The organism is Streptomyces sp. AA1529 (assembly GCF_000280905.1).
Lineage (GTDB): Bacteria > Actinomycetota > Actinomycetes > Streptomycetales > Streptomycetaceae > Streptomyces.
Window position 1 is genome coordinate 101,195 of the sequence record NZ_ALAP01000083.1, and the last position, 19,558, is coordinate 120,752.

Annotated in this window: 14 protein-coding genes; 9 read left to right on the top strand and 5 right to left on the bottom strand. The window is 73.5% G+C overall.

Annotated elements, in window-relative coordinates:
* Positions 1 to 93 precede the first annotated feature (93 nt).
* Together A949_RS0124520 and A949_RS0124525 are read left to right on the top strand one after the other, a co-directional pair.
* Positions 94 to 1,455, top strand: coding sequence for a glutamine synthetase family protein (locus A949_RS0124520; protein WP_019358688.1), 1,362 nt, complete (start codon positions 94 to 96; stop codon positions 1,453 to 1,455).
* Positions 1,456 to 1,699: 244 nt separating this feature from the next.
* Positions 1,700 to 4,723 carry a bifunctional [glutamine synthetase] adenylyltransferase/[glutamine synthetase]-adenylyl-L-tyrosine phosphorylase gene (locus A949_RS0124525; RefSeq protein ID WP_026004995.1) on the top strand — a complete coding sequence of 1,008 codons (3,024 nt, stop codon included), beginning with the start codon at positions 1,700 to 1,702 and terminating at the stop codon, positions 4,721 to 4,723.
* Between the two features lie 66 nt (positions 4,724 to 4,789).
* Here A949_RS0124525 and A949_RS0124530 read toward each other — a convergent pair whose 3' ends face one another.
* The 3 genes from A949_RS0124530 to A949_RS0124540 are packed head-to-tail and all read right to left on the bottom strand — an operon-like array spanning position 4,790 to position 8,483.
* Entirely contained in the window at positions 4,790 to 5,692 is a 903-nt protein-coding gene (locus tag A949_RS0124530) for a phosphatase PAP2 family protein (RefSeq protein ID WP_019358690.1), read from the bottom strand.
* A 36-nt stretch (positions 5,693 to 5,728) separates the two neighbouring features.
* Positions 5,729 to 6,805 (bottom strand): LacI family DNA-binding transcriptional regulator, encoded by a 1,077-nt coding sequence (locus tag A949_RS0124535; RefSeq protein WP_019358691.1) that lies wholly within the window; start codon positions 6,803 to 6,805, stop codon positions 5,729 to 5,731.
* A gap of 25 nt (positions 6,806 to 6,830) precedes the next feature.
* Positions 6,831 to 8,483, bottom strand: a complete 1,653-nt coding sequence (locus A949_RS0124540) for a glycoside hydrolase family 13 protein (protein ID WP_019358692.1) — start codon at positions 8,481 to 8,483, stop codon at positions 6,831 to 6,833.
* A 247-nt stretch (positions 8,484 to 8,730) separates the two neighbouring features.
* Here A949_RS0124540 and A949_RS0124545 point away from each other — a divergent pair, with 247 nt between their 5' ends.
* From A949_RS0124545 to A949_RS0124565, 5 genes are all read left to right on the top strand, one after another.
* Complete coding sequence (locus tag A949_RS0124545) at positions 8,731 to 10,008, top strand: extracellular solute-binding protein (RefSeq protein ID WP_019358693.1); 1,278 nt, start codon at positions 8,731 to 8,733, stop codon at positions 10,006 to 10,008.
* A 274-nt stretch (positions 10,009 to 10,282) separates the two neighbouring features.
* The gene (locus A949_RS0124550) at positions 10,283 to 11,209 is read left to right on the top strand and encodes a carbohydrate ABC transporter permease (protein ID WP_019358694.1); all 927 of its coding nucleotides are present in this window, start codon (positions 10,283 to 10,285) and stop codon (positions 11,207 to 11,209) included.
* A gap of 5 nt (positions 11,210 to 11,214) precedes the next feature.
* Positions 11,215 to 12,045: a sugar ABC transporter permease gene (locus A949_RS0124555; protein WP_019358695.1), complete on the top strand. Its 831-nt coding sequence runs from the start codon at positions 11,215 to 11,217 to the stop codon at positions 12,043 to 12,045.
* A gap of 77 nt (positions 12,046 to 12,122) precedes the next feature.
* Positions 12,123 to 13,784 carry a glycoside hydrolase family 13 protein gene (locus A949_RS0124560; RefSeq protein ID WP_019358696.1) on the top strand — a complete coding sequence of 554 codons (1,662 nt, stop codon included), beginning with the start codon at positions 12,123 to 12,125 and terminating at the stop codon, positions 13,782 to 13,784.
* A complete protein-coding gene (locus A949_RS0124565) occupies positions 13,781 to 14,794 on the top strand; it encodes a LacI family DNA-binding transcriptional regulator (RefSeq protein ID WP_026004996.1) in 1,014 nt (337 codons plus the stop codon). Before A949_RS0124560 ends, A949_RS0124565 begins: the two co-directional genes overlap by 4 nt.
* Before the next feature lie 87 nt (positions 14,795 to 14,881).
* Here A949_RS0124565 and A949_RS0124570 read toward each other — a convergent pair whose 3' ends face one another.
* The gene (locus A949_RS0124570) at positions 14,882 to 15,562 is read right to left on the bottom strand and encodes a response regulator (RefSeq protein WP_019358698.1); all 681 of its coding nucleotides are present in this window, start codon (positions 15,560 to 15,562) and stop codon (positions 14,882 to 14,884) included.
* Positions 15,563 to 15,715: 153 nt separating this feature from the next.
* Here A949_RS0124570 and A949_RS34400 point away from each other — a divergent pair, with 153 nt between their 5' ends.
* Entirely contained in the window at positions 15,716 to 16,678 is a 963-nt protein-coding gene (locus tag A949_RS34400) for an ABC transporter ATP-binding protein (RefSeq protein WP_019358699.1), read from the top strand.
* The gene (locus A949_RS0124580) at positions 16,675 to 17,445 is read left to right on the top strand and encodes an ABC transporter permease (protein ID WP_019358700.1); all 771 of its coding nucleotides are present in this window, start codon (positions 16,675 to 16,677) and stop codon (positions 17,443 to 17,445) included. Before A949_RS34400 ends, A949_RS0124580 begins: the two co-directional genes overlap by 4 nt.
* A gap of 202 nt (positions 17,446 to 17,647) precedes the next feature.
* Here A949_RS0124580 and A949_RS0124585 read toward each other — a convergent pair whose 3' ends face one another.
* On the bottom strand, positions 17,648 to 19,555 hold the full coding sequence (locus tag A949_RS0124585; RefSeq protein WP_106428890.1) for a hypothetical protein: 1,908 nt from the start codon (positions 19,553 to 19,555) through the stop codon (positions 17,648 to 17,650).
* Positions 19,556 to 19,558 lie beyond the last annotated feature (3 nt).

Below are 19,558 nucleotides of genomic sequence, written 5' to 3' on the forward strand. Positions count from 1 at the left end.
TGCAACCCCGTGGAAACCCCGTGGTGGAATGCTGAGACGGCCCCGTGCGCCGGGGGATCTGAGCGAACCTCTCCGACCTGCAAGGATAGGCTCATGGACAAGCAGCAGGAATTCGTCCTCCGCACTCTGGAGGAGCGCGACATCCGGTTCGTCCGACTCTGGTTCACCGACGTCCTCGGCTTCCTGAAATCGGTCGCGGTGGCCCCCGCTGAACTCGAACAGGCATTCGATGAGGGGATCGGCTTCGACGGCTCGGCCATCGAGGGGTTCGCCCGCGTCTACGAGTCCGACATGATCGCCAAGCCCGACCCCGGCACCTTCCAGATACTGCCGTGGCGGGCCGAGGCTCCCGGTACCGCGCGGATGTTCTGCGACATCCTCATGCCGGACGGCTCCCCCTCCTACGCCGACCCGCGCTATGTGCTCAAGCGCGCGCTGGCCAAGGCGTCGGACCTCGGGTTCACCTTCTACACCCACCCGGAGATCGAGTTCTACCTGCTCAAGAACAAGCCGGTGGACGGCACCCGCCCCGTCCCCGCGGACTCCTCCGGGTACTTCGACCACACCCCGCAGAACGTCGGCATGGACTTCCGCCGCCAGGCCATCACCATGCTGGAGTCGATGGGCATCTCCGTCGAGTTCTCCCACCACGAGGGCGCCCCCGGCCAGCAGGAGATCGACCTGCGCTACGCCGACGCGCTCTCCACCGCCGACAACATCATGACGTTCCGCCTCGTCATGAAGCAGGTCGCCCTCGAACAGGGCGTCCAGGCCACGTTCATGCCCAAGCCGTTCTCGGAGTACCCCGGCTCCGGCATGCACACCCATCTGTCGCTGTTCGAAGGCGACCGGAACGCGTTCTACGAGTCCGGCGCCGAGTACCAGCTCTCCAAGGTGGGCCGCTCGTTCATCGCCGGGCTGCTCACCCACGCGGGCGAGATCTCCGTCGTCACCAACCAGTGGGTCAACTCCTACAAGCGCATCTGGGGCGGAGCCAACCGCACCGCGGGCGAGGGCGGCGAGTCCCCCTCCTACATCTGCTGGGGCCACAACAACCGCTCCGCACTGGTCCGCGTCCCGATGTACAAGCCCGGCAAGACCGGCTCGACCCGGATCGAGATGCGCTCCCTCGACTCGGGCGCCAACCCCTACCTCGCCTACGCCGTGCTGCTCGCCGCCGGTCTCAAGGGCATCGAGGAGGGGTACGAACTCCCCGCGGGCGCCGACGACGACGTGTGGGCGCTCTCGGACGCGGAGCGGCGCGCCATGGGCATCGAACCGCTGCCGCAGAACCTCGGCGAGGCGATCAGCCTGATGGAGCGCAGCGAACTGGTCGCGCAGACGCTCGGTGAGCATGTTTTCGACTTCTTCCTGCGGAACAAGAAGCAGGAGTGGGAGGAGTACCGTAGCGAGGTCACCGCCTTCGAGCTGCGCAAATCCCTTCCCGTGCTGTGAGGCGACCGGCCGGCGGGACCGGTCGCGGCGCCGGGCCCGGAGCACCCCGGACGCCGCGGACAGCGCTCGGCGCGGCCGCGGGGACGGCGGCCCGCGCCGCGACCGGAGGGGCGGCCCGCGCCGCAGCCGGGAGGCCGTCCCGCGCGGGAGCGTGCGCTGCGGCCTCCGCGGGAGCGCGCAGCGGGGGCGGGTACCCCCGGCCGAGGGCCGGGGAGGGGCTGGGAAAGGACGGCAGGGAGTGAGCGTGACACCAGAGGGGCGCCGGGGAAGCCGGTACGGGCGGTTGCTGCGGCACGGCTTCACCGACCCGGAGTCGGCGACCCGGCTGCTCGAAGCGCCCACCCTGGCCACCGTCCGTGACGACGCGCTCTTCCTGGACGCGCTCGGCGCCACCGCCGATCCGGACCTCGCGCTCGTCGGCCTCGTCCGCCTCATCGAGGCGCTGGAGGCCGTCGACAAGGACGCGCAGCCGCTGCTGGACACCCTGCTGCGGGCCAAGCCGCTGCGCGACCGGCTGCTCGGCGTCCTCGGCTCCTCCGACGCGCTGGGCGACCACCTGGCCGCCCACCCGCACGACTGGGAGGCGCTGGTCACCTACGAGTCGGCGGACCTCAACCCGGGCATCGCGGAGTTCGAGACGGCACTGCGGGACGTCGACGAACCGGACGCACTGCGGGTCGCTTACCGCCGGGCCCTGCTGTCGATCGCCGCGCGCGACGTGTGCGGCACCAGCGACGTCGCACAGACCGCGGCCGAGCTCGCCGACCTGGCCACCGCCACGCTGCGCCGGGCGCTCGCGCTCGCCGAGGCGGCCGCGCCCGAGGACGCGGCCGCCTGCCGGCTGGCGGTCGTGGCCATGGGCAAGGCGGGCGGGCACGAGCTCAACTACGTCTCCGACGTCGACGTCATCTTCGTCGCCGAGCCGCCCGGCGGCGCCGCCGGCGGGCGGGGCGCGGACGCCGCCGAGGACGGCGAGCAGGCGCTCAAGGCCGCCACCCGGCTGGCCGCCCACATGATGCGGATCTGCTCGGACACCACCGGCGAGGGCACCATCTGGCCGGTCGACGCCAACCTGCGCCCCGAAGGCCGCAACGGCCCCCTCGTCCGCACCCTCAGCAGCCATCTGGCCTACTACCAGCGCTGGGCCAAGACCTGGGAGTTCCAGGCCCTGCTCAAGGCCCGGCCGATGGCGGGCGACGCGCAGCTCGGCTACGAGTACGTGGACGCCGTCACCCCGATGGTCTGGCAGGCGGCCGAACGGGACAACTTCGTCACCGACGTCCAGCAGATGCGCCGCCGGGTGGTCGCCAGCATCCCCGCCGCCCAGCTCGACCGGGAGCTGAAGCTGGGCCCCGGCGGACTGCGGGACGTGGAGTTCGCCGTCCAGCTCCTGCAACTGGTGCACGGCCGCAGCGACACCTCGCTGCGCAGCCCCACCACGCTGGAGGCGCTCGACGCGCTGGCCGCGGGCGGCTACGTGGGCCGCCAAGACGCCGCCGCACTCGACGCGGCCTACCGGTTCCTGCGCACCATGGAGCACCGCATCCAGCTCCACCAGCTGCGCCGCACCCACCTGATGCCCGAGTCGGAGACCGACCAGCGGCGCCTCGGCCGCTCGCTGGGCTACCGCAGCGAACCGGTCACCGAACTGCACAAGGCCTGGCGGCGGCACGCCGCCGCGGTCCGCCGGCTCCACGAGAAGCTGTTCTACCGGCCGCTGCTGGACGCCGTGGCGCAGCTGGAGGCCGGACACGAACGCCTCTCGCCGCAGGCGGCCCGGCAGCGGCTGGAGGCCCTCGGCTACGCCGACCCGGCCGCCGCGCTGCGCCATCTGGAGGCGCTGGCCTCCGGCGTCACCCGCAAGGCCGCCATCCAGCGCACCCTGCTCCCGGTGCTGCTGGGCTGGTTCGCCGACTCCTCCGACCCGGACGCCGGGCTCCTCGGCTTCCGCAAGGTCTCCGACGCGCTGGGCAAGTCGCCCTGGTATCTGCGGCTGCTGCGCGACGAGGGCGCCGCCGCCGAGAACCTCGCCCGCGTCCTGTCCGCCGGCCGGTTCGCGCCCGACCTGCTGCTGCGCGCACCCGAGGCCGTCGCCCTGCTCGGCGACGAGCACGGGCTGCGCCCCCGCTCGCGGGTCGCGCTCACCCAGGAGACGCTGGCCGCCGTCGGCCGTGCGGAGGGCGCCGAGGCGGCCGTCGCCGCGGCGCGCGGCGTGCGGCGCCGGGAGCTGTTCCGCACCGCCGCCGGCGACCTGATCGGCGCGTACGGCACCGAGGACGTCGCCCAGCAGGAACCCGCCGAGGCGCTGGACCGGGTGGGCGACGCGCTCACCGACCTCAACGCCGCCACCCTCGCCGGAGCGCTGCGGGCGGCCGTCCGCCAGCAGTGGGGCGACGAGCTGCCCACCCGGTTCGCCGTCATCGGCGTCGGCCGCTTCGGCGGCCACGAGATGGGCTACGGCTCCGACGCCGACGTGCTGTTCGTGCACGAGCCCCGGGACGGGGTCAGCGAGCACGAGGCGGGCAAGGCGGCCTTCGCCGTCGCCACCGAGATGCGGCGGCTGCTGCAGCTCCCCACGTCCGATCCGCCGCTGCTGATAGACGCCGATCTGCGCCCCGAGGGCAAGTCCGGGGCGCTGGCGCGGTCGCTGAGCTCCTACGCGGCCTACTACGACCGCTGGTCCGTGATGTGGGAGAGCCAGGCGCTGCTGCGGGCCGAGTTCGTCGCGGGCGACGCGGGGCTGGGGGAGCGGTTCATCGAGCTGATCGACCCGCTGCGCTATCCGCGGGGCGGTCCGGGCGAGGACGCCGAGCGGGAGATCCGCCGCCTCAAGGCCCGGATGGAGGGCGAGCGGCTGCCGCGCGGTGCGGACCCGACGACCCATGCCAAGCTGGGCCGCGGCGGGCTGACCGACGTCGAGTGGACCGTGCAGCTCACCCAGTTGCGGCACGCCGCCGAGCTGCCCGCGCTGCGGACCACCCGCACCCGGGTCGCGCTCGCCGCCGCCCGGGAGGCCGGACTGATCGCCGCCGACGACGCCGAGGTGCTGGACGAGGCGTGGGTGCTCGCTTCGCGGGTGCGCAACGCGGTGATGCTGGTGCGGGGCCGGCCGGGCGACACCTTCCCCTCCGAGTCCCGGGAACTGGGGGCCGTCGGCCGCTACCTCGGCTACGAGCCGGGGCACGTCGGCGAGATGCTCGACGACTACCGCCGGGTCACCAGGCGGGCCCGTGCCGTCGTGGACCGCCTCTTCTACGACGCGGAGTGACACCCCGCCGCGCACCGGCGGCCGGGCTCTTCCACGGGACGCCCCCGCCGCGCGGCGGGGGCCGGGTCACACCGGCGCTGCGGCCAGCCGCGGCAGCCGGTAGGGCAGCCGCCCGTACCAGGCGGCGGCGAGGCCGTAGCCGAGGGCGAGGCACAGCAGCCCCCCGACGGCGTCGAGCCAGAAGTGGTTGGCGGTGCTCACGATGACGGTGAGTGTCGCCACCGGGTACAGCACCCCCAGGATCTTCCCCCACACCGGGCGCGCCAGCATCGCGATGGTGATGCCGCACCAGACGGACCACCCTATGTGCATCGACGGCATGGCCGCGTACTGGTTGGACATCTGCGCCAGATTCCCCGACGCCATCGACCCCCACGTCTGGTGCACCTGCACGGTGTCGATGAAGTGCCCGCCGGCCATCAGCCGCGGTGGCGCCAGGGGGAAGAGGTAGTAGCCCAGCAGCGCGCTGCCGGTCGTCGCGAAGAGCACCAGCCGGGTGGCCGCGTACCGCCCCGGATGCGCGCGGTACAGCCACACCAGCACGCCGATCGTCACGATGAAGTGCAGCGTGGCGTAGTAGTAGTTCATCGAGACGATCAGCCAGGTCACCCCGCCGATCGCGTGGTTGATCGACTGCTCGACGGCGATACCCAGCGTGTGCTCGGTCCGCCAGATCCAGTCGGCGTTGTGCAGCGCCTCGGCGCGCTGCTCGGGGACCGCGTTGCGGATCAGCGAATACGTCCAGTAACTGACCGCGATCAGGACGATCTCGAACCAGAGCCGGGGATGCCGGGGCGAACGCCACCGCGCCAGCAGTCCGCCCGCTGCGGAGCGGACATCGGCGGAGGTGTCCTGTCCCGCCGGGGCCTGCGCCGCATCCGCTTCGGTGCGCGCAGCACTCTGCTCCGCCGGGGCTTCGGTGGAGTCCTGCCGGCTGCTGTCTTCGGTCCTCGTGGTCGGTGCCCCCATAGACCGACAGTCTGCCAGACGGGGGGCAGGGGCCGATCATCCTGCGGTCGGGTCTTGGACTCCCGCCGTCGTCCGCTCGGCGGAGGCCGCCGGGCCGCTTCTCCTACGGGATGCGGTGGAGCCGCGCACCACCAGCTCGGGCAGGAAGACGAACTCGCTGTGCGGCGCCGGGGTGCCGCCGATCTCCTCCAGCAGAGTCCGTACGGCGGCTTGCCCCATCGCGGTGACCGGCTGCCGGATCGTGGTCAGCGGCGGATCGGTGAAGGCGATGAGCGGGGAGTCGTCGAAACCGATGACCGAGACGTCGCCGGGCACCGCCAGCCCCCGCTGCCGGGCCGCGCGGATCGCGCCCAGCGCCATCATGTCGCTGGCGCACACCACGGCGGTGCAGCCGCGCTCCAGCAGCGCGGCGGCGGCGGCCTGCCCGCCCTCCAGGGTGTACAGGGAGTGCTGGACGAACTCGGCGGGATCGCCGCCGTCGGTCCCGAAGTGCTCCCGCACGGTCCGGGTGAAACCCTCGATCTTACGCTGGACGGGCACGAAGCGCTCGGGGCCCAGGGCGAGGCCGATCCGCTCGTGGCCGAGTGAGACCAGATGGGTGACGGCCAGCCGCATGGCCGCCCGGTCGTCGGGGGAGACGAACGGCGCCCGCACTCCCGCGGAGAAGCCGTTGACGAGGACGAAAGGGACGCCCTGGCCGTGCAGCCGCTCGTACCGGCCGGTGTCGGCCGTGGTGTCGGCGTGCAGCCCGGAGACGAAGATGATCCCGGCGACGCCCCGGTCCACCAGCATCTCCGTCAGCTCGTCCTCCGTGGACCCCCCGGGGGTCTGGGTGGCGAGCACCGGGGTATAGCCCTGCCGGGTGAGGCCCTGCGCGATGACCTGCGCGAAGGCCGGGAATATCGGGTTCTCCAACTCGGGCGTGATCAGCCCCACCAGGCCCTCGCTGCGGCGGCGCAGCTTGACCGGGCGCTCGTACCCCAGCACGTCGAGCGCGGCCAGCACGGATTCGCGGGTGGTCGCGGCCACTCCCGGCTTGCCGTTCAGCACCCGGCTGACCGTGGCTTCGCTGACCCCCGCTTGTACTGCGATGTCAGCCAGCCGCGCGGTCACAGGACTGGACCTTACCGGCCGCGCATCACGCTGCCCACCAGCTGCAGGAATTGGCCGGAATGCGCAACTGGTCCGCGGGCCCTCCGGCCTCCATCGCATCCCGGGACTCCTCCGGCACCGAGCACAGCAGCAGCTCGCCCGGGGCCGCCGTGCGCACCGCCTCGTCCCGGGTGTTGAGCAGGCAGACCAGACCGGGCCGCGCGAAGGCCAGCACCCCCTCCGGGGCCGGCAGCCACTCCATGGCGCTGTCGCCGAGGCCCGGCAGCAGCCGCCGCAGCTGGAGCGCCGTGCGGTACAGCTCCAGGGTGGAGTGCGGATCGCCGGTCTGCGCCCGCACCGACAGCGCGCCCCACCCGGCGGGCTGCGGCAGCCAGCTTCCGCCGGACCCGAAGCCGAACGAGGGCCCGTCGCTCTGCCAGGGGACGGGCACCCGGCAGCCGTCGCGCATCCCCTGCTCGCCTTCGGCCGCGGTGCCCGGCGCACGGTGGAAGGCCGGGTCCCGGCGGGCGGCGTGCGGCAGTTCGGCCACCTCCGGGAGCCCCAGCTCCTCGCCCTGGTAGAGGTAGGCCGAGCCGGGCAGCGCCAGCATCAGCAGCGCGGCGGCGCGAGCCCGGGCCAGCGAGCCGAGCCGGGTGCGGGCGCGGACCACGTCGTGATTGGAGAGCACCCAGGTGGTCGGGGCGCCGACCGCGGCGGTCGCCGCCATCGACTCCTCGATCACCCGGCGCAGCTCCCCGGCCTCCCAGCCGGCCCGCAGGAAGTGGAAGTTGAACGCCTGGTGCAGCTCGTCCGCGCGGACGTAGCGCGCCACCCGCTCCGCGGTCGGTGCCCACGCCTCGGCGACGCCGATCCGGTCGGGTCCGTAGGACTCCAGCAGTCGCCGCCAGCCGCGGTGGATCTCGTGCACCCCGTCCTGGTCGAAGAACGGCAGCTCCTGCGCGCCGATCAGCCGGGCCTGCCGGGCCGCGCCGATGTCGGGCAGCCCGTCGGCCTTGACCATCCCGTGCGCCACGTCGAAGCGAAAACCGTCCACCCCCAGGTCCAGCCAGAACCGCAGGATCGACGCGAACTCCTCGCGCACGCGCGGATGGCGCCAGTCCAGATCCGGCTGCTGTGGCGCGAACAGGTGCAGATACCACTGCCCCGGAGCGCCGGGCACCCGGCTCCAGGCGGGGCCGCCGAACACCGACTCCCAGTCGTTGGGCGGCGACTCGCCCCGCTCCCCTCGACCGGCGCGGAAGTGGTAGCGCTCGCGGGCCGCGGGATCGCCCGCCAGTGCCCGCCGGAACCAGGGATGCCGGTCGGAGGTGTGGTTGGGGACGATGTCGAGCAGCACGCGCAGCCCCAGCGCATGCGCCTCGGCCACCAGTGCCCGTACGTCGGCCAGTTCCCCCAGCCGCGGGTCTACCGCGCGGTGGTCGGACACGTCGTAGCCGCCGTCGGCCTGCGGAGACGGGTAGAACGGCGTCAGCCACACGGCGTCCACCCCGAGCCCGGCCAGATGCGGCAGCCGCTGCCGGAGGCCGGGCAGATCACCCGTGCCGTCCCCGTCGCCGTCGGCGAAGGAGCGGACGTAGACCTGGTAGATCACCGCGTTTCGCCACCAGCCCGCGGCGGCACGCGGCGGACGGCCCGCGGGTGCGGGGACGGTGGTGCGGGTGGTGGCGTGCTGGGTCACAAGTCTTCCCCATCGGGCTCGGAACCGGTACGGGTCGCGAAGTGCGGCAAGCCAGTGTCAAGGGTGACAACGCGGGCACAGCCCCTGAGTTACGTCCGGCGAAGCTGCCGCCCGATGTCTTGCAGAAATTTGCGGCAAGGTCTTTCTTCCAGGTGTCAGCGCTGTTACGTTCCTCCGCAGCCGGGCGCCGCCACATACCGGCAGAAGCCCGGGCGCGCGCCTCTTTCACCTTGCGGAGGGATCGGACATGCGGCGTGGCATAGGCGCCACCGCGCTGATAGCGGGGCTGGCACTTGCGGCAACGGCTTGCGGCAGCGACTCGGACGACGCCCGAAGCGGCGCCGACGGGAAGATCGAGGGCACCGTCACCTACTGGGACACCTCGAACGACGGGGAGAAGGCCACCTTCAAGAAGATCGCCGAGGACTTCGAGAAGAAGCACCCGAAAGTCGACGTCAAATACGTGCACGTCAACTTCGGCGACGCCAACCAGAAGTTCAAGAACGCCGCCGGCGGCAACTCCGGCGCACCCGACGTGATGCGCACCGAAGTCGCCTGGGTCGCCGACTTCGCCAACCTCGGCTACCTCGCACCGCTGGACGGCACCCCCGCACTCGACAACGCCTCCGACTACCTGGAGACGGCCGCCGGCTCCACCCGCTTCGAAGGCAAGACCTACGCCGTGCCGCAGGTCACCGACACGCTCGGACTCTTCTACAACAAGCGGCTGCTGAAGAAGGCCGGTGTCGGGGTGCCCACCTCCTTCGCCGAACTGAAGAAGAACGCCGCGAAGATCAAGGACAGGACCGGCGCCACCGCGCTGTACCTGCGCGGCGACGACCCCTACTGGTTCCTCCCCTATCTCTACGGCGAGGGCGGCGACCTGATCGACACCGAGCACAAGAAGGTCACCGTCGACGACAGGCCCGGCGTGCGGGCCCTCGCCACCATGAAGGACCTCGTCGACTCCAAAGCGGCCGTCACCGACTCCAGCGACGGCCAGGAGAACGGCATCAAGGCGTTCCAGGACGGCGACGTCGCCATGATCATCGACGGTCCCTGGGACATCGCGCTCGCCCGCGAGGGCAAGGAGTTCAAGGACGGGGACAAGGACGACAACCTCGGCGTGGCCCCCGTCCCCGCCGGCAGCAAGGCCCAGGGCTCCCCGCAGGGCGGCTGGAACCTGTCCGTGTACGCCGGAACGAAGAACATGCGCGCCGCGCAGGAGTTCGCCAAGTACATGAGCAGTGCGGAAGTGCAGGCCCGCACCACGGAGGAGCTGTCGCTCCTGCCGACCCGCAAGTCCGTGTACGAGAAGGACGCCGTCAAGAAGAACGAGATGGTCGAGTTCTTCCGCCCCGCCGTCGCCAAAGCCGTCCAGCGGCCCTGGATCGCCGAGGGGAACTCGCTCTTCGAGCCGATTCGGGTCGGTGTCGATGGGGTGCTCGCCGGGGGGAAGTCGCCTGCGGCGGCCGCCGAGGGGACGGGCGACAAGTTCCGCAAACTCCTGAAGGGCTACCACTAGCCCTCGCCGGGCGCCCCCTTGCGGGGGCGCCGTCTCCCCCTTCGCGGGGTGCGTTCCCCTTCGCGGGGGGCCCGTCGGTTGTTCGCCGGGTGCGGGAGGAGTCCAGATGCCGTCCGTCACCGCCCAAGAGCGCTCCCGCAGTCACACGACCGCTCGGCGGCAGCCGAAGAACGACGGGGCGTGCCCCCACGACGCGAACGCACCCCGCGGAGGGGTAACTGATCCCGCGAAGACGCTCCCCGCGAAGGGGTGGCCGAGGAAATGGGAAGGTCGGATGAGGAAGGTCAGAAGCTGGGCGGCGCGGCACTGGTACGCCTGGACGATGGTGGCCCCGGTGGTGCTGGTGATCGGGCTGATCGTCGGGTACCCCCTCGGCCGCGGCGTCTACCTGTCGCTCACCGACGCCGACGAGGCGAACGTCGAGCGCACGATCGGCGTCAACCACATCCCGGCCACCTATGAGTTCACCGGTCTGGACAACTACCGGGCGATCCTCTCGGACGGCGTCTTCTGGGACCGTCTGGGCTGGACGGCGCTGTGGACGACCGCGTGCGTGGGTGTGACGTTCACGCTGGGGCTGACGCTGGCGGTCATGCTCAACCGCAAGGTGCGCGGGCGCTCCTTCTACCGGGTCGCGATGATCGTGCCGTGGGGCATTCCGGCGTTCGTCTCGGTCTTCGCCTGGAAGATGCTGTTCAACGAGAAGCACGGGCTGCTCAACAAGGTCCTCTCCGGCGGCGGCATCGACGGCGTCCCGTGGCTGGGTGATCCGGTGTGGGCCAAGGTGTCGGTCATCGCGGTGAACGTGTGGCTGGGCGTACCGTTCATGATCGTCGCGATGCTGGGCGCGCTGCAGGCGATACCCGGCGAGCTGTACGAGGCGGCCGAGATGGACGGCGCCGGTCCCTGGCAGCGGTTCCGCAGCATCACGCTGCCGGGGGTGCGGTCGGTCAGCAGCACGGTTGTCCTGCTCAGCACCATCTGGACGTTCAACATGTTCCCGGTGATCTTCCTGCTCACCCGGGGCGGGCCCGAGGACTCGACGGAGATCCTGGTGACCTACGCCTTCCGGCTCTCGTTCGTCAACAGCCCGCGGGACTTCGCCACGTCGGCGGCCTGGGGCGTGCTCATTCTGCTGCTGCTGTCCCTGTTCACGGTCGTCTACCGGCGGGCGCTGCGCCGCCAGGGAGAGGCGTGGTGACAACCATGAGAACCACGAAGAGGACCCCGCTCGCCTCCGCCGGACTGCACGCGGGCCTGCTGCTGGGCACGGTGTGCGCCCTGTTCCCGCCGCTGTGGCTGCTGGTGACCTCGTTCAAGCCGGAGAGCGAGTCGTTCACCGCCGCCCTGGTGCGGGACTTCACCTTCACCAACTACCGGCATGTCATCGCCGACACGCACTTCCTCACCTGGTTCGGGAACTCGCTGATCGTGGTGGTCGGCACCACGGTGATCGGGGTGCTCATCGCGGCCACCACCGGCTATGCGCTCAGCCGGTTCCGCTTCCCCGGCATGCGGCCGCTGATGTGGGTACTGCTGATCACCCAGATGTTCCCGATGGCCGTGCTGATCGTCCCGCTCTACAACACGATGGCGAAGCTGGGCCTGCTCAACCAGCCGCTGGGGCTGATCATCACCTATCTGACGATCGCCGTGCCGTTCTGCGCGTGGATGATGAAGGGGTTCTTCGACACCATCCCCGTCGACATCGACGAGTCGGGCCGGGTCGACGGGCTCAACCCCTTCGGTACGTTCTGGCGGCTGATCCTGCCGCTGGCCAAGCCCGGGATCGCCGTCACCGGCTTCTACACCTTCGTGACCGCGTGGGCGGAGGTCGCCTACGCGACGGCCTTCATGACCGGCGAGGAGAACCTGACCCTGGCGGGCGGCCTGCAGACCTTCGTCAACCGGTACGGCGCCGACTGGGGCGCCATGACGGCGGCGGCCGTGGTCATCGCCGTCCCGGCCGCCGTGGTCTTCGGCTTCGCGCAGCGCCATCTGGTCGGCGGCCTGACGGCCGGCGCGACGAAGACATAGGCCCACGCCCCCGTGGCGAGCCCCGATCCGCATCCCGTCGACCACCGCGGCGGGACCACCAACCCCTCAGGGACGACATGACTCAGCACAGCAGCGCACCGCAGGCCGACGGCGCCGTGGACCCGCACGTCCGGGCCGCGACTCCGGACGCCGCCTCCTCGGCGCGGTCCGGCGCGTCCGGCTGGTGGCGGGACGCGGTGATCTACCAGGTGTATCCGCGCTCGTTCGCCGACGGCGACGGGGACGGCATGGGCGACCTGCCCGGTGTCCGGGAGCGGCTGCCGCACCTGGCCGCGCTCGGGGCGGACGCCGTCTGGCTCAGCCCCTTCTACGCCTCACCGCAGGCCGACGCCGGATACGACGTCGCCGACTACCGGGCCATCGACCCGATGTTCGGCACGCTGCACGACGCCGACGCGCTCATCCGGGACGCGCACGCGCTCGGGCTGCGCGTCATCATCGACATCGTCCCCAACCACTCCTCCGACCGGCACGAGTGGTTCGTCCGCGCGCTGGCGGGCGACCCCGCGGCCCGCGAGCGCTACCACTTCCGTGCGGGGCGCGGGGAGCGGGGCGAGCTGCCGCCCAACGACTGGGAGTCGGTGTTCGGCGGCCCCGCCTGGAGCCGGGTGCCGGACGAGCCCGGGCTGTGGTACCTGCACCTGTTCGCGCCGGAGCAGCCCGACTTCAACTGGGAGCATCCCGCGGTCCGCGACGAGTTCCGCTCCGTGCTGCGGTTCTGGCTGGACCTGGGGGTCGACGGCTTCCGGGTCGATGTGGCCCACGGGCTGGTCAAGGCGGCCGGACTGCCCGACATGGGCAGCGGCGAGCAGCTCCGGCTGCTGGGCACCGCCGAACTGCCGTTCTTCGACCAGGACGGGGTGCACGAGATCTACCGCTCCTGGCGGCAGGTGCTGGACGAGTACCCCGGGGAGCGCATCGGTGTCGCCGAGGCGTGGGCGCCCAGCGCCGAGCGCACCGCGCTGTACGTCCGCGCGGACGAGCTGCACCAGGCGTTCAACTTCCACTACCTGGGCACCGACTGGGACGCGCCGGCCCTCCGTGCGGTCATCGACGCGTCCCTCACCTCGCTCGGCGCCGTGGGCGCTCCCGCCACCTGGGTGCTGTCCAACCACGACGTGGTCCGCCACCGCACCCGGCTCGGCGGCGGTGTCTCCCGGGCCCGCGCCGCCTCGCTGCTGATGCTGGCGCTGCCCGGCTCCGCCTACCTCTACCAGGGCGAGGAGCTGGGACTTCCGGAGGTGGCGGAACTGCCCGACGAGGCACGTCAGGATCCCTCGTTCTTCCGGGACAACGGGCAGGACGGCCTCCGCGACGGCTGCCGGGTACCGCTGCCCTGGGAGAACGACGGGCCCTCCTTCGGTTTCGGGGCCGGTGGAAGTTGGCTGCCGCAGCCGCCCGAGTGGGGAGCGTTGTCCGTCGCGGCGCAGACCGGCGACCCGGACTCCACCCTGGAGCTGTACCGGACCGCGCTGCGGCTGCGCCGTGAGCGCCCCGAGCTGGGCGACGGCGAACCGCTGGAGTGGCTCACCGCGCCCGAGGGGGTGCTGGCCTTCCGCCGCGGCGGGTTCGTGTGCGCGGCCAACACCGGCACCGGGCCGGCCGTGCTGGACTTCCGCACCGGCGCACTCCTCCTCGCCAGCGGTCCGCCGCCCGCGACGGAGTCCGGCAGGACCGTACTGCCCGGTGACACGACCGCCTGGTGGGCCGGGCGATGACCACGGCGCTCACCGCGCGGCTGGCCGACATCGCCGTGCAGGCCGAGGTCAGCGAGGCCACCGCCAGCCGGGTGCTGAACGGCAGGCCGGGGGTGGCGGCGGCGACCCGGCAGCGGGTGCTGGCCGCCGTCGACGTGCTCGGCTACGAGCGCCCGGCGCGGGCCCGGCAGCGCAGCGCGGGGCTGGTGGGGCTGGTCATCCCGGAGCTGACCAATCCGATCTTCCCGGCGTTCGCCCAGGTCATCGAACAGTCGCTGTCCGGGTACGGGTTCACGCCGGTGCTCGGGACCCGGATGCTGGGCGGCGCCACCGAGGACGAGCTGGTCGGTCAGCTCGTGGAGCGGGACGTCTCCGGGATCATCTTCCTCTCCGGGCTGCACGCCGACCTGACGGCCGATCCTTCCCGCTATGCCCGGCTGGCGGCCCGCGGGGTGCCGTTCGTACTGATCAACGGGTACAACGACGGGATCAGCGCGCCGTTCGTCTCCCCGGACGACGAGGCGGCCGCCGCGATGGCCGTCGGGCATCTGCGCCAGCTGGGCCACGAGCGCATCGGGCTGGCCGTCGGCCCGGAGCGGTTCGTCCCCACCCGGCGCAAGGCGGCCGGCTTCACCCGCGCCATGGAGCGCTGCGGGGCCGAGCCGTCGATCCGGCACACCCTCTTCACCGTCGAGGGCGGACACGCGGCGGCCGGCGCGCTGCTGGACGCGGGCTGTACGGGCATCGTGTGCGGCAGCGACCCGATGGCCCTGGGGGCGGTACGAGCCGCCCGGCAGCGGGGGCTGGCGGTACCGGGGGAGGTGTCGGTGGTCGGCTACGACGACTCCGAGTTCAACGCCTTCACCGATCCGCCGCTCACCACCGTCCGCCAGCCGGTCCGGGCGATGGCCAACGCCGCGGTGCACGCGCTGCTGGAGCCGATGGGCGGCAGCCCGATGGCGGACACGGAGTTCGTCTTCCAGCCGGAGTTGGTGGTCCGGGGCTCGACGGCGCACGCCCCCCGCGGCTGACCGGTGCGGGCGGCCGCCGGCCGGCGGGCTGTGACCGGTGGGGCGCACTGCGCCGGGGCGGAGTCCGGCCGCGGTCTCGGCCGGGGGTCAGTCCGCCGCCGGGCCGCCCTCCGTGCCGTCCGGCACCAGGCCCGCCTCGTGGGCCAGGACCGCGATCTGGACGCGGTTCCTCAGCTCCAGACGGGCGAGGACCTGGCTGACGTAGGTCTTCACCGTGCCCTCCACCACATGCAGCCGGTCGGCGATCTCGGCGTTGGACAGGCCCGCGCCGACCAGGCCCAGCACCTCGCGCTCGCGCGGCGTCAGCGCCGCGGTGCGGGTCCGCGCGTCGGCCCGGCGGCCCAGCCGCCCGCCCGCCAGCTGCGTGATCACGTGCCGCGCCACGGTGGGGGAGAGGTAGGCGCCTCCATCGTGCACCGCGCGCACCCCGGCCAGCAGTTCGCCGGGGTCGCCCGACTTGAGCGCGAACCCGGCGGCACCGGAGCCGAGCGCGGTGGCGATGTACTCCTCCTCGTTGAAGGTGGTCAGCATCATCACCGCGCTCTGCGGGCAGGTGCGGCGCAGTTCGGCCGCGGCCCGCAGACCGTCCAGGTGCGGCATCCGGATGTCGAGCAGGCACACGTGCGGACGGTGCCGCTGGGCCAGCGCGATCGCCTCGCGCCCGTCGGCGGCCTCGGCGACCACCTCGATGTCCCCGGCCGACGCGAGGATCGCCCGGATTCCGGCCCGGATCATCGCCTCGTCGTCCGCCAGCAGTACCCGGATCATGGTGTCTTCCCCGTTCTCGCCCGTGTCCCCACCCGTGGTGCGGCTCTCACGCTAACCCCGGTGCGCCGTGGCCGCGGCCCCTGACGAAAGTGCAGGGCTGCCGTCGACCCGCGTGCACTGTCCCCGCTCCGGGCGCCGCATAGCGTCCCCGGCATGCTCACACTGCGCGGACTCACCAAGAGATACGGCGAGAAGACCGCCGTCGACCAGCTGACGCTCGACGTGGCGCCCGGCAAGGTCACGGGCTTCCTGGGCCCCAACGGGGCCGGCAAGTCCACCACCATGCGCATGATCACCGGACTGGACCGGCCCACCTCCGGCAGCGCGTTGGTCCAGGGCCGCCCCTACGCCGGTCTCGACCAACCGCTGCGCACCGTCGGCGCACTGCTCGACGCCCGTGCGGCGCACCCCCGCCGCACCGCGTACCGGCATCTGCTGGCGATGGCCCGCAGCAACGGCATCCCCGGACGCCGGGTGCCCGAGGTACTGGAGGCGGTCGGCCTGGCCGACGTGGCGGACAAGCGGGCCGCGTCCTTCTCGCTGGGCATGTCCCAGCGTCTGGGCATCGCCGCCGCACTGCTCGGCGATCCGGCGGTGCTGCTGCTGGACGAGCCGGTCAATGGGCTGGACCCGGACGGGGTGCGCTGGGTGCGCACCTTCCTGCGCTCCCTCGCCGACGAGGGCCGCACCGTCTTCCTCTCCAGCCACCTGATGAGCGAACTGGAGCTGACCGCCGACCGGGTGGTGGTGATCGGCCGGGGCCGGCTGCTGGCCGACGGGACGGTCGCGGAGGTGGTCGCCGCCGGTACCCGCCGCACCGTGCGGGTGCGGGGGCCCGAGCCCGGCGGGCTGCGGCTGCTGGCCGACCGGCTGGCGGCGGCGGGAGCCGAGGTGGACTGGACCGGTCCGGACGCGCTCGCCGTCGGCGGAACGTCGGTCGAGGACGTGGGCGACCTCGCCCACCGGGCGCACGTCCGGCTGCACGAACTGCGCGCGGAGGAGGCGTCGCTGGAGGAGGCCTACCTGCGGCTGACGTCGGACAGCGTGGAGTACGCGCAACCCGGCGCGGCCGGCCCGGAGCGGGCCGCCACCGGGGAAGCGGAGGTGGTCCGGTGACCGCCGCCGCCACGGAACCGGTTGCCCGCACGGTCCGGCGCCGTACCGCCCTGCGGTGGGCGGTGGCCGCCGAGTGGACCAAGCTGGTGTCCCTGCGCTCGACCTGGTACCTGCTGCTGGGTGCGCTCGCCCTGACCGGGCTGGTCGCCTCCGCCACGGGGGTGCTCACCCACGATCCGGGCGCCTCACCCGGCGACCCGGCCGTGGTGGCCGAACTCAACGGCACCTGCCTCGTGCTGGCCTCGCTCGCCATGCTGGCGGTGACCGGCGAGCAGGCCACCGGAGGTGCGGCGACGGCCCTGCTGTGCGTACCCGGCCGCCTCCGGCTGCTGACCGCCAAGGCGCTCACCCTGGGCGCGGCGGTTCTCACCGCCGGGCTGGCGTGCGCGCTGCTGGGTGCGGTCTGCGGCGCACTGGCCCTGGACCGGAGCACGTTCGACGCCGCCGGGACAGCCGGTCAGCTGCTGGCCGTCGCGGTGCACGCCGCGCTGCTGAGCATGCTCACGCTGGGGCTGGCCGTGCTGGTGCGCCGGTCGGCGGGCACGATCACGGCGCTGTTCGGGCTGCTGTTCCTGCTTCCGGTGGCGCTGGACCCGGTGCCCGGCGCCGAGACCGTGATCGACCTGCTGCCGGGCAGCGCGTCCGAAGCCTGGCTGCTGGGCGGCAACGGCACCCTGGAGCGCCCCGGCGGGCTGCTGGCCCTGCTGGTGTGGGCGCTGGGTGCGCTGCTGTCGGCCGCTGTGGTGATCCGCCGACGGGACGCGTGAGAACCGCCTGCGGACTCGGCAACCCGGTGCGGGAGCGGCGAGTTGGGCGGTCGGTTCGCCCAGCTCGTCGTGCAGCGCGCCCACCGCGGCCGGCGCCACGAAGCTGTGCACGAGCCGGCTCTCCGGCTCCTGGCGCGGCAGCGCCCGCGGGGCCTCCGGCCACGGACAGCGCCCCGGAGGCCGGGATACGGCAGGTCCCGGTTCAGTCCGGCGGGCCGACGGGGGCGGGTGGTGCGGCCGGGACGGTACCGTCCCGGCGCGTCGCCGAGAGCCGGACCGACGCCTCCCGCCCGGCGCGCGCCGCGAGCGTGTTGCCCACCGCCTCCGCCGGGCCGCCCGACAGGCCCTCGCCGCGCGCCCGCAGCCGGGTGACGTCCTCGTCCCCGGCGGCCAGCACATACCAGCGGCCCTCGGTCGACCGCCACAGCAATCCCGTCAGCACCGCGCGCGCCTGCGGCCCGCACACCCGGCTGTCCTCCAGCCGGGACGTCACCGCCCCGGGGCGGCCGGGGCCGCCCGCCGGTGGCTGGAACTGCGTCATCACCCGGGACCCGGCCCCCCGCCAGGTGGCCGCCCTGGTGCACACCCACGCCGCCTCGCCGTCCCCGTCCGGCAGCCGCTGCCGTGCGAACTGCCACGAGTTCACGGCCCTGACCCCCTGGTCCAGCACCGCCGGGAGGTGGCATGCCGTCCGTGCCAGCCGCCTGCGGGCCGCGGCGCCGGTCGCGGGCCCCCGCTCGGCCCCGTCGGTCAGCCGTGCCGGGGCCAATTCGCCCAGGTCCGTGTAGAGCTCCAGGCGCCGCGCCGCCCCCGGGCTCCCCCGCAGCGCCAGCCCCGGCCAGCTCTCGCAGTGCCGCGGCAGCGTGACCGGCAGCGGCACCGGTCCGGTCACCCCGTCCGCGCCGCGGGTGAGCGTCCGGCCCGACTCGTCCGCCGGGTCCAGGAGGTCCACCCGGGCCGCGCGGGTGATCCACGGCGCCGTCAGATACCGCACCTCGCCCCCGTGCCGGGTCACGACCAGGGCCCCGGACTCCGCCGTCCCCGCACCCGCCGTGCGGGCCAGCTCCAGCGAGACCCCCTCCTCGGCGGCCTCGGCGGCCTCGGCGGCGGACGAGCCGTCGTCCGGGTCCAGCGGCTCGGTGTACCGCGCCACCCGCAGCCCGTCGTACAGCAGCACCACGGCGGTCCCCGCCAGCCGTCCCGCGTACAGCAGTTGCGGCGGGCCGGGCGGCGGGCCCTTCGGGGTGCCGGGCGCGGCTCGGACCCGGACGTCGGCCCGCGGCCGCGCCCAGGTGACCAGCGCCCGGCGCAGCAACGATTCGTCGCGGGTGAGCGCACCGCGCGCCGGCCAGGCCCCGAAATCCGTCCGGGAGGCCCGCCGCCAGGAACCGGCCCGCGCGCGCACCAGCGCACCCGGATCCAGGGCGTGCTCCGCGTCGGAGCCGCGCACCAGCGGGGGCCGGGCGGCGGCGTCCGGCCCCCAGGTGTCGCCCGGCACCCCGAGCAGCCCGCAGCACACCAGCGCCGCGAGCGCCGCCGCCCCGGACCTCCGCCGCCGGCGGCGGCGCCGCACCGTGTCGAGGGCGTGCCGGACCCCGTCCCCGCCCCCGCACAGGGGGCAGGGCTCCCCGCCGGGCCCGGGGGCGGGCGGGGGTGCTCCGGGACCGCCCGACGAGTCCGCTGCCTTCACCGCTCCGGCCAGCGCCGCGTCCGGGTCCCGGACGCGGGCGGCGCGCAGCAGCTGCCGGATGTCCGGTTCGGCCATCCGCTCCAGGTGCCGCAGCGCGTACGCGGCGCGGGCCGGGGCGTCCCCGCCGCGGGGGTGGGAGCGCGGGGGCCACGGGCCTCGCGGCCGGGCCAGCGCCGCCCGGAGCACCCGCAGCCGCAGCCACACGTAGACCGGGTCCTCGTCCGCCGCCTGCGGGCGGGGAAGCGCCGCCGTGGACGTGCACCGCCGGGGCAGCGCCCCGCAGGTCACCGCGTGCGCGGCGGGAGCGCGGCGGGGCCCGTCCGCCAGCACGCAGTAGGCGAGCCGGACCAGCCTCCCGTAGTGCTCCACGAGGGCGAGCTCGGCCTGCTCGACGTCCAGCGTCGCGGTCCGCTCACTCACACC

Bases quoted from the DNA above. Each gene is read 5' to 3' on its own strand.
- A949_RS0124520 (WP_019358688.1), top strand. From the start codon at position 94: ATGGACAAGCAGCAGGAATTCGTCCTCCGCACTCTGGAGGAGCGCGAC.
- A949_RS0124530 (WP_019358690.1), bottom strand. From the start codon at position 5,692: ATGGGGGCACCGACCACGAGGACCGAAGACAGCAGCCGGCAGGACTCC.
- A949_RS0124545 (WP_019358693.1), top strand. From the start codon at position 8,731: ATGCGGCGTGGCATAGGCGCCACCGCGCTGATAGCGGGGCTGGCACTT.
- A949_RS0124550 (WP_019358694.1), top strand. From the start codon at position 10,283: ATGAGGAAGGTCAGAAGCTGGGCGGCGCGGCACTGGTACGCCTGGACG.
- A949_RS0124555 (WP_019358695.1), top strand. From the start codon at position 11,215: ATGAGAACCACGAAGAGGACCCCGCTCGCCTCCGCCGGACTGCACGCG.
- A949_RS0124560 (WP_019358696.1), top strand. From the start codon at position 12,123: ATGACTCAGCACAGCAGCGCACCGCAGGCCGACGGCGCCGTGGACCCG.
- A949_RS0124565 (WP_026004996.1), top strand. From the start codon at position 13,781: ATGACCACGGCGCTCACCGCGCGGCTGGCCGACATCGCCGTGCAGGCC.
- A949_RS0124570 (WP_019358698.1), bottom strand. From the start codon at position 15,562: ATGATCCGGGTACTGCTGGCGGACGACGAGGCGATGATCCGGGCCGGA.
- A949_RS34400 (WP_019358699.1), top strand. From the start codon at position 15,716: ATGCTCACACTGCGCGGACTCACCAAGAGATACGGCGAGAAGACCGCC.